The sequence below is a fragment of the Rhodococcus kronopolitis genome, assembly GCF_042654025.1.
Lineage (GTDB): Bacteria > Actinomycetota > Actinomycetes > Mycobacteriales > Mycobacteriaceae > Rhodococcus_G > Rhodococcus_G kronopolitis.
Genome location: NZ_JBHSFO010000004.1, coordinates 13,489 through 39,016 on the forward strand (window position 1 = coordinate 13,489; position 25,528 = coordinate 39,016).

Consider the following 25,528-nt stretch of genomic DNA (forward strand, 5'->3'; position numbering starts at 1 on the left):
TTCCCGAGGTTTCACACATGCTTATCCCCAGATGTGAGGGGTGCGAACGGCAGTGAGAACGCCCGGCCGGCCGCGGCGTGTCGGTGGGCACTCGAGGGCCGGCCGGGGGTGAACGAGCGTGATGGCACGTGGGTGATGACACGACGGTGATGTCACCGGACGCCTGACGTGTCCGGTGACGGAGTGACGGGGCCGGGATGTGTGCAGACAGGTGTGGGGGGCGTGCGACCCCCTGTCGCGCACGCCCCCCACACCTCTACCCACAATGGACCCCGCCGGGGCCTGCGTCGTGCGTAGTGCACTACCTGTATTGACAAAGGGTCCGGCGGGAACACCCCGCCGGACCCTTCACCTGCATTTCTGTCCGGACGATCAGCGCTTCGAACGCTGCTTGATCCGCGCGGTCAGCTCCTGTACCTGGTCGTAGACCTTGCGCCGCTCGGTCATCTCCTTGCGGATCTTCTTGTCGGCGTACATGACCGTGGTGTGGTCGCGACCGAAGGTCTGCCCGATCTTCGGCAACGAGAGGTCGGTCAGTTCGCGGCACAGGTACATCGCCATCTGCCGGGCCTGCGCGATGGGCCGGGTCTTCCCGGGGCTGCACAGCTCCTCGATGCTGGTGTTGAAGTACTCGGCCGTCGCCGCCATGATCGTCGCGGCATTGATCTCGAGGGTCGCGGAGTCCGGCATCAGGTCGCGCAGCACCACCTCGGCCAACGTCAGATCCAATGCCTGCCGGTTCAGCGAGGCGAAGGCGGTGACCCGGATGAGTGCGCCCTCGAGTTCACGGATGTTGCGCTCGATCCGGCTGGCGATCAGCTCGAGCACGTCGTCCGGGACGTCGAGCCGGTCCATCCGGGCCTTCTTGCTCAAGATGGCGATCCGGGTCTCGAGCTCGGGCGGCTGGACATCGGTGATCAGGCCCCACTCGAAGCGGGTCCGGAGCCGCTCCTCGAGGGTCGCGAGCTGCTTCGGCGGCCGGTCGGAGGCGATGACGATCTGCTTGTCGGCGTTGTGCAGGGCCTCGAAGGTGTAGAAGAACTCCTCCTGGATCGCTTCCTTGCCCTCGATGAACTGGATGTCGTCGACCAGCAGGACGTCGGTCTCGCGGTAGCGCTGCTTGAACGCGGTCTTGCGGTCGTCGCGGATGCTGTTGATGAACTCGTTGGTGAATTCCTCGGTGGAGACATACTTCACCCGGATGCCGGGGAACAGTCGCTGCGAGTAGTGGCCGGCCGCGTGCAGCAGGTGCGTCTTGCCCAGCCCGGAGGATCCCCACACGAACAGGGGGTTGTACGCCCGGGCGGGAGCCTCGGCGACCGCGACCGCGGCGGCGTGGGCGAAGCGGTTCGACGAGCCGATGACGTAGGTGTCGAAGGTGTACTTGGCATTGAGGCTGTTCGCGCGCGACTGGGCGGGGGCCGAGGACGGCGGCTTGGTGAAGTAGGACGGCCAGGACTCGTGGACGCTGGCGATCGCCTCCCGGTCCTCGTCGATCTCCTCCGGATCGGTGTCGTCGGGTTCGGGGGCCACCGTGTCGTCGGGCTCGTCGGCCCCGGGCCGGCGACGCCGGTAGGTCGGGGTGCTCAGTGCGGACGGCTCGGCGCCGGGGAATCCGGGCAGCCGCGCCGGCTCGGCCTCGGCCGACTCCTCGGGCGGCGCGACGCGCACGCCGAGGCCCTCGACGCCGGAGCTGACGTGCCGGTTGAGCGCCTGCATGATCGGCTCACGCAGGTCGCGCTCGATCGATTCCTGCACGAACGCCGACGGGACCGAGAGCAGGGCGAACCCCTGCGTGAGGGTGAGCGGGCGAACCAGCGCGAGCATTGCCTTCTGGGCCCTGGACAACGGTGTGTGGGAGTCGTCGGCCGTCAGTTCAGCGAGGACCTCCACCCAGACCTGATCCAGGGTGTGTGCATCCTCGTTCAACTTCAGTCCTCCCAGGTCAGGGCGGTCAGACGGCGTCTTACGCGACTCGGGTACCGGGACCTGTCAACGCGTCAAACCTGGGGATAACCATCCCCCTACAAGCCACCGAATATGCCACCTGAACTGTAATTCCACACAATTATCCACATCTGTGGATAAACCACAGGGCTGTGAGTAGACCCGCCTCGTCGCGGCGAGACTTCGGTGCGGAGCGGCTCACCTGCGCCTCACCTGCGGCGTCGACGTGCCCGCAGGTGAGGCGTGGTGAGACAGGTGTTAGTTGTCTTACACGACCGTCGGCGACGCGGCTCGACGACACGCCGCCGGGCCGAACCGCTGTGCACAGGCTGGTCCACAGGCGGGAACCGCCGCGGTCGCGGCGGGTTCGTGCGGAGCTGGTTTGACCTCGAGGAATGCACTGCGTACCCTCGTACAGTCACCTGAATTCGAGGTGTCGGATTCATGCTGGCTGCAATTCGCTGGGCACGGTTCGTCACGCACTCGGCGGACGGTGACCATCAATTTTCAGTTTGAGAGGCGTCGCCTGACGCCGATGATCTATTAGGAGTGTTGACCGTGGCCAAGGGCAAGCGGACGTTCCAGCCGAACAACCGACGCCGCGCGCGCGTCCACGGCTTCCGTCTTCGTATGCGTACCCGTGCAGGGCGCGCGATCGTTGCAGCGCGTCGCCAAAAGGGCCGCGCATCTCTCACCGCCTGATTCTGACTGCGGGAGCTCGGGATGCTTCCTGAGCCGCACCGGTTGCGTCGACGGTCGGACTTCGCGTCCGCCGTTCGGCGTGGTCAGCGGGCTGCCCGGCGGGACGTGGTTGTCCACGCTCTGACCGGGATCCAGGCCGAGGCGCTGGTGAGGGATCCGGGTCCGCGTTTCGGACTGGTGGTAAGCAAAGCTGTCGGGCCGGCGGTGATTCGACATCGAGTCGCACGCCGGCTTCGTCATATCTGTGTGGGCCTCGTGCGCGAGGTGCCGGAGGGCACCCACGTGGTGATCCGGGCGCTGCCCGGCGCGGCGACGGCCACCTCGGAGGATCTGGACCGGCAGTTGCGGTCCGGCCTCCGCAAACTCAATCTTCTTGTCAGCGTGGGAAATTCGGCATGACCGACAGTCGAGCTGCGGGTGCGTCCCGGTGGTGGACGTCGGTGCGCCATGCCCCCGCCCGAGCTCTGATCTTCGTCATCGAGCTCTACCGCAGCTACGTCTCCCCGCTGCGGCTGCCTACTTGTCGATTCACGCCCACCTGCAGCGAGTACGCCGTGGACGCCCTGCGCGAACGAGGCGTGGTGATCGGTCTCGGATTGGCCGTTGTGCGGCTGCTCAAGTGCGCGCCCTGGCACCCTGGAGGCTGGGATCCGGTCCCGCCACGGGTCCGCCGACCGCGGGGGCACGGCGGTGCAGCGCCCGCTGACACCGGTAGGGATACTGACAAGCAAACCCACCGTCTGGTGGACGCGCACGAACAGAGGAGTACCTAGAGCCGTGCTCGACGTCATTTACTATCCGGTGTCTGGGATCCTCTGGGTCTGGCACAAGCTGTTCGGGGCCGTGCTGGGCGCCGACAACGGGTTCGCGTGGGCCCTGTCCGTGGTGTTCCTGGTGTTCACCCTGCGGGCCATCCTGTACAAGCCGTTCGTCAAGCAGGTCCGTACCACCCGCCAGATGCAGGAACTGCAGCCGCAGATCAAGGCCTTGCAGAAGAAGTACAGCAAGGACAAGCAGCGCATGGCGCTGGAGATGCAGAAGCTCCAGAAGGAGCACGGATTCAACCCGATCATGGGCTGCCTTCCGGTGCTGCTGCAGGCCCCCGTGTTCATCGGCCTGTTCCACGTCCTGCGGTCGTTCAACCGCACCGGCGAGGGCTTCGGTCAGCTCGGCATGTCCATCGAGGACAACGCGAACACCCCCAACTACTTCTTCAGCGCGGCCGATGTCCAGTCGTTCCTGGACGCGCGGCTCTTCGGCGCGCCCATCTCGGCGGCCATCACCACCAAGCCGGACCAGCTCGCCGCCTACGGTGTGCCGATCCCCAGCGTGTGGACGATCGCGGCCGTGGCCGTCCCGCTGATGATCATCGCCTCGGTCGCCACGCACTTCAACTCGCGTGCCTCGGTGGCCCGGCAGAGCGAGGCCGCCGCGGCCAACCCGCAGTCGGCGATCATGAACAAGCTGGCGCTCTACGTCTTCCCGCTCGGCGTGCTGGTCGGTGGCCCGTTCCTGTTCATCGCCATCCTGCTGTACTGGGTGGCGAACAACGCCTGGACCTACGCTCAGCAGCATCTGGTGTTCCGCCGCATCGACATCGAGGAAGCCGAGAAGAAGAAGGCTGCCATCGAGCGCCGCGCGGACAACGGCCCCAAGCCTGGTGCCCGCCCGGACCTGGCGAAGAAGCGCAAGGCGAGTCCCGCAGTCGACGCTGCCGCGGCCGACGTCGCGGACGTCTCGGATGCCTCGGAGACCGCCGACGGCGATTCGGCCACTCCGGCGAAGACGCCGAAGCCCGGCACCCGGCCGTCCGGCAACCGCGGTAAGACTTCCAAGCGCAACAAGCGGCGCTGACTCGAGAAAAGGGAACGACGATGGCGAATGATCCGGTGGCCGAGCGGGACGGAGACGACGAGGTCGTGGCGGAAGTGGTTTCGGATGTGGCGGTCGAGGCCGAGTCGGAGGACTTGGATCCCGAGGACGCGCTGATCGAAGAGGGCGAGATTGCCGGCGACTACCTCGAGCAGTTGCTCGATGTGCTCGATTTCGACGGTGACATCGACCTCGACGTCGAGGGCGACAGGGCGATCGTCAGCATCGACGGCGGCGAGGATCTCGCGAAGCTCGTCGGTCACAAGGGTGAGGTGCTCGACGCGCTCCAGGAGTTGACCCGCCTGGCGGTCCAGCAGGCGACCGGCGAGCGCAGCCGACTCATGCTCGATGTCGCCGGCTGGCGTGCGGGTCGTCGTGCCGAGCTGACCGAGATCGGTGTCGCGGCGGCGAAGCGGGTGCTGGATTCGGGTGAGCGTGAGTCGCTCACCCCGATGACCCCGTTCGAGCGGAAGATCGTGCACGACGCGGTGGCCTCGGTCGCCGGCGTCTCCAGCGAGAGCGAGGGCGTCGAGCCGTCGCGTCGGGTGGTCGTCCTCAGGGACTGACCGTCTCCCCGCTCCCCCGCGGAGTTTGTCACGGGCCCCCAGCCGAGAGGTTGGGGGCCCGTTTCGTTCTCCGCTCCGGGAGTTTCGTCAGGTGTCACCGTGACGAAACTCCCCGGTGTGACGGTGTGCCCCAGTTTCGGCCGAGAATTGCGGATTTTGCGCCGGGTCGGCGGTCGGATCCGGGCCGTCGGTGTGGGCAACCGGACGGAGGTGCCGGGTCCGGTTCGCCGACATGTTTCACGTGAATCGGCGCCTTCCCGATTCCTGGGTGTCGGTCCCGCGCCGCGCATCGGTTCGAGGTGTGACGGATCCGGCTCCACTCCCCTCCCCCGGTCCGCCGGCGACAACCACGACGCGGCGCGAGGGGCGGCGCAGGGCCGCTCGCCGGACGCTCGGATTCGGTCGCGCGGTACCGCGGGGCGATGTCGGGCATCGTCCGCGCCGACTCGGGGTGGTCGCGTCGGGTCGTCCCTCTCGGCTTCCGACGACGGCGCGCGACAGTTGCCGCTTCACGTGAAACAGTGGGAATGCCCGGAACCGAACCGTCGGGCGTCGGCGTCCGGTGTGAAGGCAGGCCGGCGCCGCCGGCTCACGTCCGGCGGTGAGGGTCGACGCCGGACCCCAGGGAGTTGCCGGTGTCAGGGGCTCGGAGCCTCCCCGCGTCGATAGGGATGCGTCCCTGGCCGGAACCTGTAGTCGGTCCGGCGGAGCCGATGGGTTGTGGTGGGTGGGTGCGCGCCCGTGCGATCGGCAGCGCGAAGCGAGAAGATTCGCCGCGCAGGTGTCGCCATGCGGTCGACGGATCGAACTCCGACACGGCCTCGGCCGGCCAGGTATCGGGGCTGAGGCCCGCCCGGCGGCGCCGTCCCTGTCGTCCCCCGCGTCGATCCAGCGGCGTGGGCGCATTCCGATGCCCACCTGGCGGTGTTTGTGTGGGCTCGTCGATTCCCCCGGTGATCGGGAGCCGCCGCGACGACGCGGCGTCTTCGTTCCTCGGTGCGGCCGGCGGAGATCCTTGACCGCGTACCGCCGTGGCCCCCGGTGAACAGGGCGACGCATGGTTCGCTGCCCGACCGGCACCGGGCGCACGAATCGGGTGGTGCGCGCCGGTATTGCCGCGTCGGGGTGACGGTGGCGCCTCGAAGGCCGGCGTTCGCGGGTGAGGAATCGGCCTCCCCACACAGGTCTCGCCTCGGGGCCGTGCGCTCCCCTCCCCCGCTCGCCGGGCAGGTGTCGCAGGAGGTTGTTTCACGTGGAACGCGGCTCCGACATACGGACCGACGCGCGGTGCGGCGCGACCTGGTGGTGCGGCACCTGCCGCTGCCGCTGCCGACGTCTGACCGGCGGAGGGCTCGGCCCGATCTCCCCGAGCGCGGGCACGGCGTCGCGGGAGGGCGTGGTCGCCACCGGACGGATGCGTTTGCCCGGTCAGTTTCACGTGAAACGTCACAGCGGCCGAACACTCGCAGGCGGCGCATCTGTGCGCGGCCTGCGAGGACGTACGGTGAATCTCGCGGGTTGGCCGAGACCCGACGTCCGGCACGGCGGTTCTCGGTCACGGCACGATGCGCACCGGGTGGATCGTCCGCCGCGGACCACACCGGATCCCAGAGGTGGCGAACCCGCGCACCCCGACCCCCAACCCGGCATGCCGGAACCCGACACCCGCCGGGGCCGCCGACTCGGACGCCCCGGTCGGGGGCCCGCGGTGTCCTCGCGGGCGCCTCCCGTCGGGGCGCGGTGCCCGGATGCACCGCGCTGCTCGTGTCGCGGCCGCCGCGGGCCCGAACGGGGCGGCTGTCGCGCCCACCGTCGCGAGCTCGACGCCGTGCGCGCCCGACCAACCCGGACGACCGGCGGGCAGCGCCCGCGCGTGTCGTCTCGAAAGGGGCTTCGACGCGTGCGGCACGGGACGGTCTCGCCGCCCGGTTCGGCGACGGCGCCGACGGACGAACTCGGGCGGTGATCCGCCCGGCGCCCACGACGGCATGTTCCGCCGGGTCGGCCCGGTCGTCCGAACCGGCGGACCGATCTTCTCGACCCGGCGACGCGGGCCGTCCACCGGATTCCGTGCTGTCCGCCCCCCTCGCCTCCCCCGTCGACCCGGTCCCAGATTCACCCGACGGAGTGCGGGGCCGCAGTGAGACGTCGGGATCCGATCCTCCGTGGTGGTCGAGCCTGTCGGTGAACCACGTCGACGGGTTGCCCGGCCACCGCGGTCGAGATACCCGCCGGGTACCCCGACACACGCCGCGCACCCCGGCACCACCAGCCCCTCCCCTCCCCCACCGGTCGTCCGGGCCGCCCGGTCGGATGGTCGGGGCAGGTACCTTCGGTCGCCCGGAAGTGCCCGGAGACGTATCGCGACAACCGTTCGCCTCACAGATTGGGATATCCCGCGCGTCTGGTTTGTGGAATGACTCGGCCGCGCGGGAAGATGTTTCACGTGGAACACATCGAGCCCGACGACATGCCCGAGGCCGCTCAGACCGTCTTCGGAGATCGCCTCGATCTCGCGATCAGGTACCGCGACTCCCTCGCCACGGCGGGTGTCGAACGCGGACTGATCGGACCCCGCGAGGTGCCCCGACTCTGGGATCGGCACCTCCTCAACTGCGCGGTGATCGGCGAGCTGATCGGCGAGGGCGAGTCCGTCGTCGACGTCGGCAGCGGCGCCGGGCTGCCCGGCATTCCGCTGGCGATCGCCCGACCGGACCTCCGGATCACCCTCGTCGAGCCGCTGCTCCGCCGGTCGGTGTACCTGGCCGAGTTCATCGAGGAGGCCGGGTTGGACGTGCGGGTGGTCCGCGGTCGCGCGGAGCAGCCCGGGGTGCTGCACGAGGCCGGCGGCGTCGACGTGGTCACCTCCCGCGCGGTCGCGCCGTTGGAGAAGCTCGCCCGGTGGTCGGTCCCGCTGGTGCACCAGGGCGGCCGGATGCTCGCGCTGAAGGGTTCGAGCGCGGCGGAGGAGATTGCTCGCGACCGGGCGGCACTGACCAAGCTGGGCCTGGGCGAGCCGGACATCCTCGAGTGCGGGGTGGGCATCCTTCCGACTCCGACGATTGTCGTTCGCGCGGAACGCGTCGCCCGGCGTGGTCATCGCAGATAATGGTCGAGTCGAACCGACGCAGCGCAGCCGTGGCGATCGAGCAACAATGAAGGAGCACTACATGTCGAGTGGACCCGCAACTCCGGTTTCACGTGAAACGGGACATGACCCCGCTCAGGTCGCCAACGGCATCGGCTCGAGCCCCTCCCCCGCTTCCGCCTACTCGGGCATCTCGCTCGAGGAGACCCCGATCGGTGCGGCCGCCCAACGGGCGAGTCAGGTGCTGCACCCCCACGGCGTCACCGTCTCGAAGCCGAAGCAGCGACGGGTGCTCACCATCGCGAACCAGAAGGGTGGCGTCGGCAAGACGACCACCGCGGTGAACATGGCGTCGTCGCTCGCGCTCCTGGGTCTGACCGTCCTCGTCGTCGACCTGGACCCTCAGGGCAACGCCAGCACCGCGCTGGGCGTTCCCCACCACTCGGGTACCCCGTCGAGCTACGAACTGCTCATCGGCGAAGCCACGGCCCGCGAGGCCCTTCAGCAGAGCCCCCACAACGAGCGCCTGTACTGCATCCCGGCGACGATCGACCTGGCAGGCGCCGAGATCGAACTGGTGTCGATGGTGGCCCGGGAGGGCCGGCTCAAGACAGCGCTCTCGCACGCCGTGCTCGACGAGATCGGGGTCGACTTCGTCCTGATCGACTGCCCGCCCTCGCTGGGCCTGCTGACGGTCAACGCGATGGTGGCCGCGCGGGAGGTGCTGATCCCGATCCAGTGCGAGTACTACGCGCTGGAGGGCGTCGGCCAGCTGCTGCGCAACATCGAGCTCGTGCAGTCGCACCTGAACCCGGACCTGCACGTCTCGACCGTGCTGCTGACCATGTACGACGGCCGGACCAAGCTGGCCGACCAGGTCGCCGACGAGGTCCGCCGGCACTTCGGTGACCGGGTACTTCGGGCTGTCATCCCCCGCAGCGTGAAGGTCTCGGAGGCACCCGGGTACGGCATGACCGTCCTCGACTACGACCCCGGGTCACGGGGTGCCATGAGCTATCTCGACGCCGGCCGCGAGCTCGCTGCCCGCACCGCCACGATGAACGCCCAGGAGATGCAGTGAGCCAGAGAAGCAAGGGTGGACTGGGCCGGGGTCTCGCGGCACTGATTCCGACCGGTCCCGACGCGGGACCGCGACTGGGCAGCGCCGCCGCGGACGTGATCATCGGCAACGCGGTGAACACCGCGCCGCCGACCGCACCCGCCGCCGCGAAGCCGAGGAAGAAGGCCGCCGCGGCCGCCGCCGCGCCTGCGGTCGCGGACCCGGAGCCCGCGGTCGTCGTCCCGGAGCCCGCGGTGGACCTCTCCCCCGTCGGTGCCACCTACCGCGAGATCCCGGCGGCACAGATCGAGCCGAACCCGCAGCAGCCGCGTCAGGTCTTCGACGACGAGGCCCTTGCCGAGTTGGTGTTCTCGATCCGGGAGTTCGGCCTGATGCAGCCGATCGTGGTGCGTCGGGTGGGTGAGGACCGCTACCAGTTGGTGATGGGCGAGCGTCGCTGGCGGGCCAGCCAGCAGGCGGGCCTCGAGAGCATCCCGGCGATCGTCCGGGAGACCAACGACGGCGCGATGCTGCGCGACGCGTTGCTCGAGAACATCCATCGGGTGCAGTTGAATCCGCTGGAGGAGGCGGCCGCGTACCAGCAGCTGCTCGAGGAGTTCAACGTCACGCACGAGGAGCTCGCCGCCAAGATCGGGCGTTCCCGTCCGGTCGTCACCAACATGATCCGGCTGCTCCGTCTGCCCATTCCGGTGCAGCGCCGCGTCGCGGCCGGGGTGCTTTCCGCAGGCCACGCCCGGGCGTTGCTCTCTCTCGACGCGGGTGCCGAGGCACAGGAGGCGATGGCCGCGCGGATCGTCGCGGAGGGGATGTCGGTGCGCGCGACGGAGGAGGCGGTGACGCTGGCGAATCGGGAGGACGCCGCGGCCCCCACTCCCCCGGCCAAGCGCAAGCCGATCCAGATGCCGGGCCTGCAGGACGTCGCGGACCGGTTGTCGGGGGCGTTCGACACCCGGGTGACGGTGAGCATCGGCAAGCGCAAGGGCAAGATCGTCGTCGAGTTCGGCTCGGTTGACGACCTGCAGCGGATCGTCGAGATGATGGAGCACCAGGGCGCCAACTGACGCCGTTTCTCCAGGTGCGCGCACCCGCGGCCGATCCGTCACTGTGACAGCAGGGCGGGTCGGCCGCGGTGTCGGTGGCGGCGACCATTCGAATTGACCTTGCCGTCAAGGTCTTTCGGGAACGGGTAGGTCGTACCCGCTCGCCGGATCGCCGATCGCCTATCCTGGGGTGAGAAGTAGTGCCCTGCGGGCGTCCGAGGCCCGCGTTCGGATGTTGGAGGCGGGTTCACCGGTGTCGATGCGCATCAGCCCGCTCACGCTCGACGGACTCGACAGGCTCCCCCGCCACTCCCGTCGGTGCGTCTTCTGGGAGATGGATCCCGACGCGGTGCACAGTTCCCGCAGCTTCGTCGATCCGGAGTTCGAGAAGGAAGCCTGGCTCTCGATGGTGATGCTCGACTGGGGCTCCTGCGGCCAGGTCGCCACCCTCGACGGCCGCCCCGCCGGATGTGCGATCTACTCCCCGCCCGGCGCGGTGCCGCGGGCCAAGCTCTTCCCCACCGCACCGGTCAGTGCGGACGCGGTCCTGCTGACCACGGTGCGGCTCGAACCGGCCGCGGAGCTGGACGGAGTAGGGCCCAGCCTGGTTCAGGCCGTTGTGGGCGATCTGGTGCACCGTGGGGTGCGGGCGATCGAGGCGTTCGGGATCGTCCGGGACGAGGAGGAGCGTCGTCCCGGACGGCGTACCGGGGCGCAGTGCGAGCCCGCCGACTGCATGATCGAGGCAGGATTCCTCGTCGACATGGGCTTCGAAGTGGTTGCCGCGCACCATCGTTACCCGAGGCTGCGGCTCGAGCTGGACCGCGACCACGGCTGGAAGGCGGATGTCGAGTCGGCGCTCGAGCGGCTGCTCCTGGCGGCGTCGCTGACGGTGACCGACATCGAGCACCGGTCGACGGTCGGCGCGCACTGAGGGTGCGCGGACCGTCGACCCCCGGCGCGGGCGGACCCGGCCGGGCCTAGGCGGGTTCGGACTGGGCCAGTTCCTCGGCGAGCAGTTCCGCGAAGGTGAAGGTCCCGGTCGGCTGATCGTCCTGGCCGAGCAGGTAGAGCCGCTTGACCGCGATCAGGATGGCCTCGGCGATGATGTCCCGGTTGCGCGGGTTCACCAGTGTCTTGACGTCGGATTCGTTTGTGAGATAACCGATGTCGATCTGCACTGTCGGCATATTGGTCAGTCGCAACAGATCCCAGGTGCGTCCGTGCGTGCGGCAGTCCTGAAGTGCTGCACGAGCGACGATTTCGCGCTGGATGAAGCTCGAGAGCACCTGTCCGATGCGGGAGGTGGCGCCGTGTGAGTTGCCGAAGTGGAAGCTCGCTACGCCGTTCGCGTGCGGGCTGGAACTGGTGGCGCACCGCAGCGAGATCATCAGGTCCGCGTCGAATGCGTTGGACGTCTCGGCGCGGACGCCGGCGGAGGGGTTCGCGTGGTGCGGCCGGGAGAGGAATGTCTCCATGCCCGTGGCCGCCATCCGGCCCTCGAGCCGGCTGGCGAGGTCCCAGAGGATGTCGGCCTCGGTGATCGGACCGTCGGGGGTGTGCAGCACCACTCCGGTGGCGTCTCCGCCGAGGTCCGGGTCGATCACGATTCGCTTGCCGCTGAGCTGCGGACCGGACCGGCGAACCGACTCCTCCTCGGTGATCGCGTGGGGCGAGCCGCCGGTGACGCGGGTGCCGAGCAACTCCAGCGACCGCAGCGTCTGCGGTCCGCAGATCCCGTCCGAGGCGATGCCGATCTCACGCTGGAACGAGGAGAGACCCTCGTGGGTCTTCCGGCCGAAGTGTCCGTCCGAACGGGCCGAGTAGAAGCCGAGGTCCTGGAGTCGGTTCTGCAGCGTCGCGACGTCGTCGCCGTAGAGCGGCGCGGAGACCTGGTAGGTGAGGGTGCGGGCACCGAGGCGGTACGACGCCTCCTTCAGCGAGTGGTACGTCGCGGCGCCCACGACGCCGTCGACGAGGAGCCCGCGCTGCTGCTGGAACGCCCGGACCGCGCTGTCGAGGTGGTTGTCGAACACTGCGTCGGCTGCCACCCACTGGGCTCCGTTGGCCGCGCCCAGGGGCGCGGCGGGGATTGCGCTGTGGAGGAAGCCCAGGCTCGAAAGGGTGCCGCGGACCTCGGCGACGGCGGGACCGCTATCGCCGTGACAGAGACGCTGCATGGATTTCCGGTCCTTTCGATGTGCCAACGACGCGGCGAGGCCGCGTCGCGCTGGTCAATTGTCGCAGAAGCCCCCGAGATTACGACAATCTCGGGGGCCGCGACGTGTCTTACAGGACGTCGGAAAGATCCTTGAGCAGGGCGGCCTTGCCCTTGGCTCCGACGATCTGCTTCACCGGCTTGCCGCCCTGGAACAGGATCATGGTCGGGATCGACATGACCTGGAAATCACGGGCCGCACCCGGGTTCGCATCGATGTCGATCTTGGCGACCGTGAGCTTCTCGGCGTGCTCGCCTGCGATCTCCTCGAGCACCGGCGCGACCATCTTGCACGGGCCGCACCAGGTCGCCCAGAAGTCGACGAGCACGGGCTTGTCGGAGTCGAGGACGTCCTGCTTGAAGGAGTCGTCGGTGATGGTGATGGTGTTCGACATGGATGTCTCCTCGGGTGACGGTGTGGATCCGTGAGGGGGTGGCTCAGGCCTCGGCGCCGACGGGCCGGTCGGTGGCGGCGAGCGTGTTGGCGGCGATGTCGCCCTTCTCGGCGAGCCAGCGCTCGGCGTCGATCGCCGCGGATGCGCCGGTGCCTGCGGCGGTGATGGCCTGCCGGTACGTGTGGTCGACCAGGTCGCCTGCCGCGAAGACACCCTCGAGGGAGGTCGCGGTGGACGGCGACTGCACGCGGACGTAACCCTCGTCGTCGATGTCGACCTGTCCCTTGACCAGTTCGCTGCGGGGGTCGTGGCCGATCGCGACGAACATGCCGGTGACGGGCAGGGTGGACTGCTCGCCGGTGACGGTGTCGCGCAGCACCAGGCCGGTGACGCTGGTCTCGCCGAGCACCTCCACGGGCTCGGCGTTGGTCAGGAAGCGGATCTTGTCGTTGGCCTTGGCGCGCTCGAGCATGATCCGCGACGCGCGGAACTCCTCGCGGCGGTGCACCAGCGTCACCGAGCGGGCGAAGCGGGTCAGGAAGGTGGCCTCCTCCATCGCGGAGTCGCCGCCGCCGACCACGGCGATGTCCTGGTCCTTGAAGAAGAAGCCGTCGCAGGTGGCGCAGGCGCTGACGCCGCGACCGAGCAGCGTCTCCTCGCCGGGGATGCCGAGGTAACGGGCCGCCGCACCCATCGCCAGGATGACCGCGTGCGCGTAGTAGGTCTCGCCGTTCGCGACGATCCGCTTGACGCCGCCGGAGAGGTCGATCTCCTCGACGTCCTCGGTGCGGATCTCCGCGCCGAAGCGCTTCGCCTGCTCACGCATCTCGTCCATCAGGTCCGGGCCCATGATGCCCTCGCGGAAACCCGGGAAGTTCTCGACCTCGGTGGTCGTCATCAGGGCCCCGCCGAACTGGGTGCCCTCGAAGAGCAGGGGCTCGAGTTCCGCGCGGGCGGCGTAGACGCCCGCGGTGTATCCGGAGGGTCCGGAGCCGACGATGATGAGATCTCGGACCGAGGTCGGGTTAGTCATGGGGCCTTCCAGGTAGGGAACGATGTCTGGCTCAACACCAGACTAAGGGGTGATGTTCCCACGGACCCCGGATGTGGCGGCCAGTGTTACGTACGGCTCGATCAGCTCCGCGGCGCGGGCCTGCACGGCCGCGATGTCGTCGCCTGCCTCGACCTGCCTCGTTGCGGCGTGCACCACGGCGTTGACGAGCTCGGCGGTCGCGGCGGCGTCGACGGCCCCGAGTTCGGTCAGCGCCGCGATCAGCGGGGTCGAGAGCTGCCGGTGCAGCGAGGCGCTCTCCGCCGTCGTCCTCGCGGTCGGCGCGAGCGCGGCCAGCGAGGAGGCCGCGGCGTGTTCCCCCTCGGCGACCAGGTCCAGGTTGGCACGGACGTAGGCCAGCACCCGGCGGTCCGGCCCCCCGGCCGCGTCCATCTCCCGCTGGACCCGCTCGGACCAGCGCGGGAACGAGTCCTCGATCAGCGCGTCGATCAGGTCCCGGCGGGACTTGAAGTACTGGTACACGCTCGACCGCGCCAACCCGGCCCGGGTGGCCACCTCGGCGAAGCCGAGGTCGTCGGCGCTGCCCTCGGCGAGCACCTCGCGGGCGGCGTCGAGGAGGGCCCGTCGCTGGGCGGCCCGGTGCTCGGCGACGGTGGGCGCGTTGATCCGCGGCAACGCGTCTCCCCTCGGTGGCGTCGGGTGTTCGACGCCTCACATGTCGGTCGGCGACCGCCCGTCCTCGTGACGACGCGGTCGATGTGGTCGACGACATGGTAGTCGCGGGCAACCGTGGCGAGGGTTGCCGATCGACTTCGCGGTCGCAGCCGTGGCTCAGCCGCCGGTGCCCACCCGTGGCAGCGGTAGCTCGGTGAGGGCCTCGCGGATCACGCATCGGGTTCCGGAGTAGATGGTCGGCATGCACCTGTTGCAGTGCACACAGCTGCCCTCGGTGGCCGACTCGGTGCGAAACTTGTTGACCAGTGCTGGATCTCGGAGCAGGGCACGCGCCATGCCGACGAACTCGAAGCCCTCCTCGACCGCCGTCTCGACGGTGTCGAGCCGGTTCACCCCGCCGAGCATGATCAAAGGCATCGACAGGGCCTCGCGGAACTGGCGGGCGAACGGTCGGAAGAACGCCTCCTCGAACGGGTAGGTGGGGAAGATGTGCGGGCCGTAGAACCGCAGCCCCATGCCGACCAGCTTTGGTTGGGAGGCAATGAATTCCGCCATCGGAACCTCGCCGCGGAAGAAGTACATGCCGTTGAACAGCGAGCTGCCCCCGGTGAGCTGCATCGCGTCGACGTACCGGTCGGACTCGATCAGCCCGGCGATCTGCAGGCTCTGGTCCAGCCAGAGCCCCTTCGGGACGCCGTCGGACATGTTGAACTTGACCGTGACCGCCACGGAGTCGCCGACCGCGCGGCGGACCCGCTCGAGCACCTCGCGCGGGAACCTGGAGCGGGCGGCGACGCTGCCGCCGTACCGGTCGTGCCGTCTGTTCAGGTTCGGGCTCATGAAGCTGCTCAGCAGGTAGTTGTGGCCGAGGTGCACCTCGACGGCGTCGAACCCGGAGTCGACCGCCACCCGCGCCGCCCGTTCGAAGTCGGCGGTCACCGCGGCGAGCTGGTCGATCGACGCGCCGCGGACCAAACCCATTGCCGGAGCGCTGATCCGGGTGGACGGGGCCAGCGTCCTGGTGCCGTTCGAGATCATGTTGGCGACCAGGCCTGCATGCCCGATCTGGGCAGCGGCCAGGGCACCCTCGGCGTGTACGGCCTCCGTCAGCCGGGTGAGCCCGGGCCGGCTGGCCTCGTCCAGCACCAGGGTGTCGCGGTGCACCCGGCCGCTCTCGGACACCGCGCAGTAGGCGACGGTGGTCATCGCGGCGCCGCCGGCCGCGACCGCGCGGTGGAACTCCACGAGCTCGTCGGAGACCGCGCCGTGGGGCATCACGCCCTCGAACGTGGCGGCCTTGACGATGCGGTTGCGCAGGGTCAGCGGGCCGAGTGGCGCGGGCTCGAAGACCCGCCGGGTGTCGGCGGGGGTGGGGGTGGCGTTCATCGTCGGAATCCTTGCGCTCTGTTCGTCCAGTTACGATGCCACTGGACTCGTAATGGGACACGGTATAGCCCCCGCGGCCCCGATGGCAGACAATTCGGTCGATGACTGCCACCGGATCGGGCCGACCCCGCGACCCCCGCATCGACGCCGACGTGCTCGCGGCCGCCCGCGACCTCCTGGTGGAGGTGGGGTTCGAGCAGTTGAGCGTGCGGGCCGTCGCCGCCCGCGCAGGCGTCAGTCGCGCGGCCATCGCCCGACGCTGGGAGTCGAAGGCGCACCTGGTCCTCGACGCGGTGCTCGGCCTGGAGCCGGACCTGCGGCCGTTCGAGGGGGCGGACCGGGCCGGCTGGATCCGCTGGGTGGCGACGGGCAGCTCCGAGGTGTTCCGTCAGCCGGCCGTGCGGGCGGCGGTGCCGGCGCTGCTGGCGACGCTGCGCGACCACCGGGAGCTGCGAGGGGCGGTGTGGCGGAACTTCGGCGGACCGAGCGCCGCGCTGCTGCCGCGGGCCGACGCGTCGGGACCCGACGATCAGCTCGAGGCGGGCGCGCTGCTGGCGCTGGGCGCGGGCGCGGCGATGTTCCTGTCGTTGATCGCCCCCGAGGAGGACACCCCACAGATGCGGGCCAAGGTACTCGAGATCCTGCTGCTGGCGGCCGGACCCGACTGAACGTCCGCCGAGCGGGCGGTTGCCGGGGCATCGACCCCGGCAGCCGCCCGTTCGGCGTCTGACGCGACCCTCAGCCGATGTCGGCGCGGGCCAGCGTCGCCGGGTCGGAGTCCGTGCATCCCATGCCGACCACCAGCGCGGTGATCTGGGGCAACTGTGCCCCCGGGAACAGCATCAGCAGCCCGGGTACGCCACGCAGGCGGACCGGGCCGGAACCCAGCAGCGGGGTGGTCGGGTCCACCCCGTTGGCCCGGAGGCATCCGTCCCGGGCCTCCGGTACGGACAGCGGACCGAGGTCGGTACTGCCGAGCAGCCCGAGCACGGTCGCCGGATTCAGGTCGGAGCCGAGGTCCACGCCGGTGCCGGACGGGGTCGGTGCGTGGAGTGCGACGGTGGGCGTCGCGGGCCGGGTCTCGTCGGCCCGGGTCAGCGCAAACAGGGCGCCGGCGGCGACGACCGCCACGGCGGCGGCCGCGGCGAGCAGTCGGACCGGGCGGCGTCGACGCGCGGTCCGCCCGGCCAGGGGCGAGACCGTGGCCGGCGCCGCGGCGCCCTCGGCGGCCAGCGCGGCCTCGATCCGGGCGACCACGTCGGGCGGTGCGGGCGGCGGCGGCACGTCGGAGGTGCGCAGCGCGCCGAGCTGCCCGCGCACGGAGTCGAGCGCGGCGAGGACGCGCTGGGCCTCCGGGTCCGGTGCGGACGCCACACGCAGCCGGTCCGCGAACTCCGGCGGCAATGCCCCGGCGTGCAGATCGGCGAGCAGGTCTGGGTCGAAAGGGGGGTGCAGCGCATCCTCACCCTGGGCGACCATGACACCTCCTTCTGGTTGGAAGAACCGGTACTCGAACCTGAAACTACGTGACCGGCCGTCGGAATCCGGGCCCGTCGACCCGGCCGCACCGTCGACCGCCGCTACTGGGATTAGACCTCGTTGACGTCGATCTGGTTCCGCTCGACCCGCAAGTAGTTCAACTCCCGGGCGAGCTTGTGCCGGGCCCGGGCGCAGCGGCTCTTGACGGTGCCCTCCGGGATCCCGAGCAGTGCCGCGGCCTCCGCGACGGAGTAACCCTCGAGGTCCACCGTCACCACGGCCGCACGATGTTCCGGCGACAGCGTGAAGAGGGCGCCCTCGATGGCCAGCGCGGTCTCCCGATCGGCCATGGCGTCCCGGGGGTGGCTGGGCTCGCGGGTGTCGTCCTCCGGCAGTGGCACCGTGGGTCGGACCTTGTTGCGGCGGATCCGGTCCAGACAGGCGTTGACCACGATCCGGTGCAGCCAGCTGCGGACCGCGGCATCGGCGCGGAACGTCCCGGCCATCCGGTGCGCGTTCAGCAACGCCTCCTGCAAGGCGTCCTCGGCGTCGGCGAGCGTGTAGCTCGTCCGTCGCGCCGTCTGCCACAGATGGTCGTAGTGCCTGCCGAGCAGTTCTGAAAATGCGCGTGCGTCCCCCGACGCGTGCGCTGCCAGGAGCTGAGCGTCTGACCTGTCAGCTCCGGCGATCCCCCTGTAGATTCGCACGCCGGATGTTAACCGACCACAAGGTTTCGAGTCCTCGAATCGACCCGAAGTGCCAGGTGCCGGGTGGTTACGGGGTCTTGGTGAAGCCGACCTCGGCGATCGAGGACTGGTTCTTCCCGCCGTCCTCGGCGAGCTTGGTGATCCACACCAGCACCTTGCCGACATTGCCGTCCGTGGTCACCGGGACGGTGGTGACGCCCTTGCCGAGCACGGCGGTCCCGATCACCTGGGTCTGGTCCAGCGCCGAGTTGTCGTCGGGCGCGGTCCGGATCTCGACGGTGGTGCCGGCGGAGGGTGAGTCGATCCACACCTCGCGCAGCGCGCTCGGCTCGGCCAGGTTGACCATCAGGCCGATGCCGTTCTTGAACGACGGGAACTGCTGGAGGTAGGTGTCGGTGCTCCACTTGGTGGCCGGGTTGCCGTCGACCGCCTGGCCGGCGGTGGCCGGGTTGTCCGGCGATCCCTGCGGCGAGTAGACCGCGGCACCGGCCGGCACCACCGCGACCGGGGCCGCCGCAGGCGCGGGTGCTGTGGCGTCGCCGGTGGGCTCCGCCACGCTGGTGGTGGTCAGTCCGATGTTCTGCTCGGTGAGCGGCGCGGTGGAACCGCCACCCGCCAGCGTGTTCGCCAGCCACCAGCCGAGGAAGGCCAGCACGATGACGGTCAGGACGCCGAGCCCGGCGAGGGCGATCACCATCCGGTTGCTCTTGAGTCGCGCCGCCGCGTCGTGCTCGGGGCTGCTCAGCGCATGCCCGGTGGCTCCCGGAGGGCGCTGGCCGAGTCGGAGCGCGGGCATGAGGTCGGTCTTCTGGTCCACGACCGACGCCTGGTCCAGCACGTGCTGCACGGTCGCGGCGGTGCGGATTCCACCGCCCTGCTCGAGGGCGCGATTCGCGACCGCGGAGATCTCGAAGGGCACCTCCGGGCGCACCAACCGGGGCTCGAGGGGCTGACCGTCGTTGCCGCGGTCGGCCGGGGGCATCCCGCCGACGGGTTCGGTCGAGCCGGGGTCGCCGAGCGGCCACCGCGCGGTGATCAACGCGTACAGCATGGCGCCGAGCCCCTGCACGTCCGTGGGTGCGTCCGCGTCGGCGAGGGTTGCGGGGAAGGCGAGCACCGCGTCGCCGGCGACGGAGATCCGAACCCGGTCCGGATGGTCGATCGACAGGGCGCCACCGCCGCGGTGGGCGGCCTCGGCCGCGGATGCCAGCGCCCGGATGGCGCGGGCTGCGCCGATCGGGGACGGCGCCGTCTCCGCCATCTCCTTGAGGGACCGGCCCGGGGTCCACTCGGCGACCACGATGCCGCCGGAACTGCCGCGCACCACGTCGAGGACTCGCGCCAGCCCGGGCGAATTGATCCGGCCCAGCCGGAGCGTCCGCGACAGCACGGCCTGCGGGTCCTCGGACAGCTCGCCGCCGGAGCTGGCCCGCTGCTCCGAGTCGACGAACGTCAGGGCGACCTCGCGGTCGAGCTTGATGTCGTGGGCCTGCCAGAACTTCAGGCCGCGGGCGCCGCCGTGCGGCGCCAGCAGGCGGTACCGGCCGCCGGCGACGGATGCGCCCGCGATCAGCTTCGGGCCGCGCGTCTGCTGCCGGCTGGACGCGTCCGCAGCGCCGATCCGCATCGGGGGCAGCGGCGGCGAGCCGATCGGGATGACGCCGGTGTCCAGGACGAGATCGCGTTCGGGTGCCTTGCGGGTCGCGTTCGCGGGGCGTGCCTGCGGCCGGGCCTCGACCTTGCTCTCGGCGACGTCGGCCTTGGTGGGTTCGCCCGTGGTGACGGAGGGATCGTTCTTCGCGGCGCCGGTGGGTTCGGCTGCGCGAGTTGCCGATCCACGTGTCGTCGCCTGCGCCGTCGAACCACCGGACTTGCCGGCAACGTCTTCGTCGCTCATCCGCACTCCTTCGCGCATTCGGTCGGACCCCTCCCTAGCAGTGTTCGGCGTCCCGGTACGCCCGGGACCAGGGTACGGGAGCTGGTGACTGTCACCTTGTAGTGCCTGAGAACGGCCGAATGCGGGCAGCAGCACCGTAGCGGCGTCGTCGTAGTAGATCGGCATCGCACCGGTGTCGGTGATCGGCGCCGCGTCGGTGACACCGGCCGGCTGCGGCGAGCGGCCGCGGACGCGGTTGACCAGACGGGTCAGCGCGACGGTTCCGGCAACCACCTCGGGGATGCCCGCGAACCGCAGCAGCGTGAACGTCACGCCGAGCATGATCACCGCGCAGATGCCGACCTGGACGAAGGCGCCCGGGCCGCCGAAGCGGTCGCTGAGGCTGTCCAGGCCGAGCAGCTCCTCCGCGGTGAGCATCGTGATCGACCCGGCGAGCGAGGCGACCACCACCAGGAAGGCGGTCTTGCCGACGTTCGCCATCCGCAGTGCCCCGAGGCTGCGGTGCAGCAGGATGGCGCCGATCACGGCGCCCGCGGTGAAGCCGAGACCGTTCGCGACGCCGAGCAGGCTCACCACCTGGCTGTCGTCAGAGGCCACCACCGGTGCCAGCAGCGAGAGCCCCACCTTCACGCTGGTGATGCCGAGGATGATCCAGGTGGGGGTCCAGGCCTGCTCGCGGGCGTAGAAGACCCGCAGGTGGATCAGCACCAGCGCGTACGGGATCAACGTGAACGCCGACCAGCTGACCGCGTGGCCGAGCCGTTCGGCGTCCTCCGGTCCGAACTTGCCGTAGCCGAACAGCGCCTGCCCGATCTGCGGGCCGGCGAAGGTCATGAAGACCACCACCGGCACCAGCGAGACCATGGTCAGCCTGGTCGCGACGGACAGGTCGTCGACGACGGCCGGGGTGTCCTCCGCGGCGGCGTTGCGGCTCAACCGCGGCATGATCGCGGTCAGCACGGTGACGCCGAGGATGCCGTACGGCAACTGGAGCAGGATCCAGGCCTGGTTGTAGATGACCGGTCCGGCCCCGTCGACGCCCGCGGCGATGCGCGTGCCGATGCTGAACCCGACCTGGCTGATCAGCACGTACAGCACGATGGCGACGCCCATGCCGGCGAACAGCCTGAGCCGGGCGTCGAGACCCCACAGCGGCTTCAGGCTGATGCCTTCGCGGCGGATCGCCGGCAGCAGGCAGGCGGCCTGGGTGACGACGCCGAGGGTGACGCCGATCCCGAGGACCAGCAGCTGTGCGGTGGTGATCGCGTCGGTCCCGCGTGACATCACCCAGAACATGCCCAGGACCACCAGCACCACGCAGTTGTTCAGCACCGGCGCCCACGCGCCCGGCTTGAACACACCCCTGGTGTTGAGGATCGCCGTGAGCAGTGCGGACAGGCCGTAGAACAGGATGGCGGGCAGCAGGAGGTAGGCGAACCGGGTGGTCAGGACCGGGTCGACCTCGCCGTCCTCCGGCAGGAACAGCCTGACCAGCAGGGGGGCGCCGGCGACCGCGGCGACCGCGGCCACGCCCAGCACCAGGCCGGCGATCGTGAACAGCCTGCGTACGAAGGCGGCGCCGCCGTCGTCGTCCTCCTTCTCCGCGCGGACCAGCACCGGCACCACGATCGCGGACAGGACCGCGCCGAGTACCAGCTCGGAGATCATGTTCGGCAGCTGGCTGGCGACGGTGAACGAGCTGGCGGTGACGGCGCCGAGGGTGGTCAGCAGCAGCACCTGCTTGAGGAATCCGGTGATCCGGCTGACCAGCGTTGCCACCGCGATCGAGCCGGTCGCGGCCATCAACGACCTGCCGGAGTTCTCGGACTCGGCACCGTCGGCGATGTCGACGTCGGGCGGGTCGAGGTGCGGCGGGTCGCTCTCGGCCGCGGGATCCGGAGCCGGGCGGGCGGCGACGGCCGTTGCCGGCCGCGGCGGAGCCGTCACCCGGGCGTCGGCGGGCAGGTGGCGCTGCGGTGCGGCCCGCTGCGGCGCGGGCTGCGGGGGGTACGGCTGGTCGGTCGGGTTGGGCCGGTACAGGGGCCGGTACGGCTCGTGCGACTGCGCCTGTTGTGGCCGCTGAGGCTGCTGGTGCTGAACGGGGTTCGGGTGCTGCGCGGGGGCCGGCGGCCGGGGGTCGCGGCGCTCGGGTACCGGTACGCCGGGCTGGGTCCGCTCCCAGGGCGCGGCCGGTGCGGGGCCGGCGCCCGTGGTGCGTCCCGCCGGCGTCGTTCCGGTGTTCCTGGGTCGGCCCGTCGGTTCGGTTCCGGAGCCCTGGGGTCGTTCTGCGTCGCCTTCGGGTCCTGCCGTTCCCGGCGGCCGGTGCATGCTCCCCGTCATTGCGGTTCGTACCCTTCGTCCGCTCGGTCCGGCTGGCCCCGGAACCGGTGCCACAGCCGTCGTCCCGCGAGTAGCAACAATAGTGCGCCGGCGCAGCCGGTGACGATCGCCAACACCCGTCCGTAGGCGTTGGTGCGAATCGACACGGCGGTCGGTTCCCCCAGCTCGCGGCCGTTGACGGTGGTCATGGCCACGTCGACCACCATCTTCCCGGAACCCTCGACCTTTGCCGGGACCTGCAACGCGCGGCTGCCGCGCGGCGGCAGCTGCTGGTCGCCGATGTCGGTGACGGTCATCGCGGTCGGCGCGGATATCTGCAGCCTGACGGTGATGCCCACCGGCAGGTCGTTGCGCGCCACCAGCAGCAGCGGGCTCTGCTCGGAGGCCAGCGTGTAGGCGCCGCCGGGCGCGAGCACGGTCACCGCCCCGTAGATCCGGTCCATGGCCAGGTCCACCTGGGCGACCCGGTTGTCGGCCGCCGCCGTCGCGGGTCCCTGGTCCCGATCCCGGCGTCCGGAGGTGCTCAGCGCCCGCAGCAGGTCCTCGTTCAGCGGTGCCGTGTACCGGACGGGGGTCAACGCCGACTGGGGGTCGTTGACCAGCGTCGCGGTGATCGCCTCGATCTCGGGCGCCGCCGCGGCCGCGGCGGCCTGCACCGGTCCCGGCGCGCCGTCGCGCACCGCCTGCTCCGGGTAGACGAGGTCGAACGGCGGCGTCGTCACGTTCCGGCTCAGCACGTCCGGCAGCGACCGCGCCGTGGCCAGGCCGGACCGCAGCATGGTCGAGACGGTGGAGAGCACCGTGCGGGCCTCGTCGCCGTCGACGGTCCACTGCTGCGGCGGCACCACCAGCAGCGTGCGGGGGTCGGGACTGGCCATCCGCGACTCCATGGTCCGGGTGCTCAGCGACTGCCAGGTCACCGCGCCGAGCGCGTCCTGCAGGCGGGCCGTCCGGGAGTCGCCGCTGAGGTCGATCCGGGCACCCGCGGGTGCGAAGGTGGGGGTCTGCGGGGTGTCGCCGACGGCGGCGAGCGCACTGGCGGTTGGCACGTCGAACAGCGCCGCGTTCAGCGGCCCGCCGTTGTTTCCGCCGGTCAGCGGCACCTTCTGCGGCGCGGTGTTGTCCGCGACCGCGTTGGCGGCGAGCAGCACCGTCGGCCCGAGCCCGTTCAGCGAGGCGGCGGCCTCGGCGTCGAGCACCCCGGCGTCCGGCCAGGTCAGCCCGCGCAGCGAGGTCACCCCGAGGGTGCCGTCGACGATGTCGGCGGGGGTGGTCAGGGCCCGCGCGACCAGGGTCGGGTCCGCGATCCGCTGCAGCGCCGCGAGGTCGACCTGGGCGAACGGCACGGCGGTCGTGCACATCCGTGAGGCGAGCGCCTTGAGCCGGTCCAGCCAGGCGCCTGCCGCGGCCTGCCCGGTGCCGCTGCGCGCCGCGCCGGTCGGATCCGCCGGGTCGTCCACCACCAGGTAGCCGTGGGTCATGCCGCTCACCGTGACCAACAGGTCGGGGTCGACGGCCAGGCAGAGGCTCTGGGCCAGTTGGTGGTCGCGGTCGACGCCGTCGGCGGTGGCGAACTCGGCCGCCGCGAGCAGCTGCTCCAGGCGGCCGCCGCTGGCGAGGGAGGTGGCGAGGTCGTCGTCGACCAGACGGACCGGTTCCTCGGTGGAGCCCGGAACTCCCGCGGCGATCCGCGGTCGGTCGGCGACCGGCCACAGCACCGTCACGGCCACCGGGTCGGCGGTCGACGGCGGAATGGGCGCGGCGGCGAGGTCCGTGGAGTCGTCGACGCTGGGGTCGCGGGGCAGGCCGAGCACCGGGAGCAGGAAGCGGGCGTCGTCGAGCCGGGCGGCGCCGCCGTACTCGGGGGTGCCGTTGACGTTCACCAGCAGCGGGTACACGCCGGGTTCGGCGATCTCCAGTGAGGTGGCGGTCGCGGACCGCAGCGGCAGGGTCAGGGTGAAGGTGGCGGACCTGCCGACGTCGAGCCGGGCGGCGACCGACTGGAACGCGCCGACGGTGTCGAACTGCTCCTGGTCGGCGGCGAGGACGGTGCGCAGCTGCGCGGGCGCGTCCACCTTCGGGGCCCGCTGCAGGCGGACCTGGACGTCGGCGACGGGCCGGTCCCCGACGTTGGTGACTGTGCCCCCGACCGTCACGAACGGGTCGCTCGAGGTGGTGACGGTGTTCGGGGCGACGGAGTCGATCGACAGCGAGACGAACTGCGACTGCGTGTCCCGGGCGCTCGACGCGGCACCGGTCGACGGAGTGGTGGGCGTGGCCGTGCTCGGGGCGGTGAGTCCGAGCGGTGCGGCGGCCAGTGCCAGTGTGGTCAGGGTCGTCACGGCGAAGCGACGTAGGGCCGTCCTCATCCGTGCTTTCCGGTTGCTTCGCGGGTTCCGTTGCCCCGCGCCGCGGACCGCCGCGTGGCGGTCACCTCGCGGCGACGGTCGGTCGGGATCGGGCTGGGCGCCGGCAGCGGTGCCGGGGCGTCGGACATCCGGTCGATCAGAGCGCCGGCGACCTCGGCGAGCCGTCGCTCGTCGGCGTAGGCGAGCCGGGAGCCGAGCTCGAGCAGCGGCACCCAGGCGACCTCGGTCACCTCGACGTCCTCGTCGGAGAGCTCGCCGCCCTGAAACCGGAGCAGGTAGTGGTGCACCGTCTTGTGGACGCGTCGGCCCTCGGTGACGAACCAGTAGTCGATGCTGCCGAGTTCGGCGAGCACGGTGCCGTGGATGCCCGTCTCCTCGGCGACCTCGCGCATGGCGGTCTGCTCGGCGGTCTCCCCCGCCTCGATGTGACCCTTGGGCAGCGACCACAGCAGTCGCCCACGGCGGTCGGTGCGGCCGATCAGCGCGGCGCACTGCTGGTCACGGGGCCCGTCGAGGCCGTCGACCACGAGGCCGCCCGCCGACGTCTCCCGGACCGTGCGCATCCGCTGGGCCGTGCGTTCGCCGTGCGCGCTTCGTCGCCGCGGGTTGCGGCGACTGCGATTTGCACGTTCGGCAGCAGACACCCAATCAATACTAGTTGGCTCCCGGGACCTGCCCCGAATCCCACACCGCAGCGCCGGGTGCTGCGGTCGGCGCGCTGCTCGGGGGCGGCGGGCGCCGGTAAGCTGCACAC

The 25,528-nt window shown here is 70.7% G+C and carries 21 protein-coding genes; 10 read left to right on the forward strand and 11 right to left on the reverse strand.

What is annotated here, in order from left to right; all coding sequences use genetic code 11:
- Positions 1-372: 372 nt before the first annotated feature.
- A complete protein-coding gene (gene dnaA / locus ACFO6S_RS09015) occupies positions 373-1,929 on the reverse strand; it encodes a chromosomal replication initiator protein DnaA (protein WP_378416165.1) in 1,557 nt (518 codons plus the stop codon).
- Between the two features lie 576 nt (positions 1,930-2,505).
- On the opposite strand from dnaA, the gene rpmH reads away from it, so the two are divergent.
- From rpmH to ACFO6S_RS09060, 9 genes are all read left to right on the forward strand, one after another.
- Positions 2,506-2,649 (forward strand): 50S ribosomal protein L34, encoded by a 144-nt coding sequence (rpmH, locus tag ACFO6S_RS09020; protein WP_378416167.1) that lies wholly within the window; start codon positions 2,506-2,508, stop codon positions 2,647-2,649.
- A 21-nt stretch (positions 2,650-2,670) separates the two neighbouring features.
- Positions 2,671-3,048 (forward strand): ribonuclease P protein component, encoded by a 378-nt coding sequence (gene rnpA / locus ACFO6S_RS09025; protein WP_378416169.1) that lies wholly within the window; start codon positions 2,671-2,673, stop codon positions 3,046-3,048.
- On the forward strand, positions 3,045-3,422 hold the full coding sequence (yidD, locus tag ACFO6S_RS09030; RefSeq protein WP_378416170.1) for a membrane protein insertion efficiency factor YidD: 378 nt from the start codon (positions 3,045-3,047) through the stop codon (positions 3,420-3,422). The genes rnpA and yidD overlap by 4 nt, the downstream gene beginning before the upstream one ends.
- Positions 3,423-3,426: 4 nt before the next feature.
- Positions 3,427-4,503, forward strand: a complete 1,077-nt coding sequence (gene yidC, locus ACFO6S_RS09035; protein WP_378416172.1) for a membrane protein insertase YidC — start codon at positions 3,427-3,429, stop codon at positions 4,501-4,503.
- 20 nt (positions 4,504-4,523) lie between these two features.
- A complete protein-coding gene (locus ACFO6S_RS09040) occupies positions 4,524-5,087 on the forward strand; it encodes a Jag family protein (protein ID WP_378416173.1) in 564 nt (187 codons plus the stop codon).
- Positions 5,088-7,524: 2,437 nt separating this feature from the next.
- Positions 7,525-8,196, forward strand: a complete 672-nt coding sequence (rsmG, locus tag ACFO6S_RS09045) for a 16S rRNA (guanine(527)-N(7))-methyltransferase RsmG (protein ID WP_378416905.1) — start codon at positions 7,525-7,527, stop codon at positions 8,194-8,196.
- Positions 8,197-8,257: 61 nt separating this feature from the next.
- On the forward strand, positions 8,258-9,256 hold the full coding sequence (locus ACFO6S_RS09050; RefSeq protein ID WP_378416175.1) for a ParA family protein: 999 nt from the start codon (positions 8,258-8,260) through the stop codon (positions 9,254-9,256).
- A complete protein-coding gene (locus ACFO6S_RS09055; RefSeq protein ID WP_378416177.1) occupies positions 9,253-10,317 on the forward strand; it encodes a ParB/RepB/Spo0J family partition protein in 1,065 nt (354 codons plus the stop codon). The genes ACFO6S_RS09050 and ACFO6S_RS09055 overlap by 4 nt, the downstream gene beginning before the upstream one ends.
- Before the next feature lie 232 nt (positions 10,318-10,549).
- Complete coding sequence (locus ACFO6S_RS09060) at positions 10,550-11,230, forward strand: GNAT family N-acetyltransferase (RefSeq protein WP_378416179.1); 681 nt, start codon at positions 10,550-10,552, stop codon at positions 11,228-11,230.
- A gap of 46 nt (positions 11,231-11,276) precedes the next feature.
- Here the strand turns inward: ACFO6S_RS09060 and ACFO6S_RS09065 are convergent, their stop codons facing one another.
- The 5 genes from ACFO6S_RS09065 to ACFO6S_RS09085 form a co-directional block, all read right to left on the reverse strand.
- Complete coding sequence (locus ACFO6S_RS09065) at positions 11,277-12,476, reverse strand: N-acetylmuramoyl-L-alanine amidase (RefSeq protein WP_378416180.1); 1,200 nt, start codon at positions 12,474-12,476, stop codon at positions 11,277-11,279.
- A gap of 109 nt (positions 12,477-12,585) precedes the next feature.
- A complete protein-coding gene (gene trxA, locus ACFO6S_RS09070) occupies positions 12,586-12,909 on the reverse strand; it encodes a thioredoxin (protein WP_378416182.1) in 324 nt (107 codons plus the stop codon).
- Between the two features lie 43 nt (positions 12,910-12,952).
- Positions 12,953-13,942 carry a thioredoxin-disulfide reductase gene (gene trxB, locus ACFO6S_RS09075; protein ID WP_378416183.1) on the reverse strand — a complete coding sequence of 330 codons (990 nt, stop codon included), beginning with the start codon at positions 13,940-13,942 and terminating at the stop codon, positions 12,953-12,955.
- A gap of 42 nt (positions 13,943-13,984) precedes the next feature.
- Positions 13,985-14,596 carry a TetR/AcrR family transcriptional regulator gene (locus ACFO6S_RS09080; RefSeq protein ID WP_378416185.1) on the reverse strand — a complete coding sequence of 204 codons (612 nt, stop codon included), beginning with the start codon at positions 14,594-14,596 and terminating at the stop codon, positions 13,985-13,987.
- 156 nt (positions 14,597-14,752) lie between these two features.
- Complete coding sequence (locus ACFO6S_RS09085; protein ID WP_378416187.1) at positions 14,753-15,982, reverse strand: NADH:flavin oxidoreductase; 1,230 nt, start codon at positions 15,980-15,982, stop codon at positions 14,753-14,755.
- 101 nt (positions 15,983-16,083) lie between these two features.
- Here ACFO6S_RS09085 and ACFO6S_RS09090 point away from each other — a divergent pair, with 101 nt between their 5' ends.
- Entirely contained in the window at positions 16,084-16,650 is a 567-nt protein-coding gene (locus ACFO6S_RS09090) for a helix-turn-helix domain-containing protein (protein WP_378416189.1), read from the forward strand.
- 70 nt (positions 16,651-16,720) lie between these two features.
- Here ACFO6S_RS09090 and ACFO6S_RS09095 read toward each other — a convergent pair whose 3' ends face one another.
- The 5 genes from ACFO6S_RS09095 to ACFO6S_RS09115 all read right to left on the reverse strand — a co-directional run bounded on the left by ACFO6S_RS09095 (position 16,721) and on the right by ACFO6S_RS09115 (position 25,526).
- Complete coding sequence (locus ACFO6S_RS09095; RefSeq protein WP_378416191.1) at positions 16,721-17,461, reverse strand: hypothetical protein; 741 nt, start codon at positions 17,459-17,461, stop codon at positions 16,721-16,723.
- Positions 17,462-17,571: 110 nt separating this feature from the next.
- Positions 17,572-18,168, reverse strand: coding sequence for an RNA polymerase sigma factor SigM (gene sigM, locus ACFO6S_RS09100; protein WP_378416193.1), 597 nt, complete (start codon positions 18,166-18,168; stop codon positions 17,572-17,574).
- Between the two features lie 67 nt (positions 18,169-18,235).
- On the reverse strand, positions 18,236-22,405 hold the full coding sequence (gene murJ / locus ACFO6S_RS09105) for a murein biosynthesis integral membrane protein MurJ (protein ID WP_378416195.1): 4,170 nt from the start codon (positions 22,403-22,405) through the stop codon (positions 18,236-18,238).
- Positions 22,402-24,774: a glycoprotein gene (locus ACFO6S_RS09110; protein ID WP_378416196.1), complete on the reverse strand. Its 2,373-nt coding sequence runs from the start codon at positions 24,772-24,774 to the stop codon at positions 22,402-22,404. Before ACFO6S_RS09110 ends, murJ begins: the two co-directional genes overlap by 4 nt.
- Complete coding sequence (locus ACFO6S_RS09115; protein ID WP_378416198.1) at positions 24,771-25,526, reverse strand: NUDIX hydrolase; 756 nt, start codon at positions 25,524-25,526, stop codon at positions 24,771-24,773. The genes ACFO6S_RS09110 and ACFO6S_RS09115 overlap by 4 nt, the downstream gene beginning before the upstream one ends.
- Positions 25,527-25,528 lie beyond the last annotated feature (2 nt).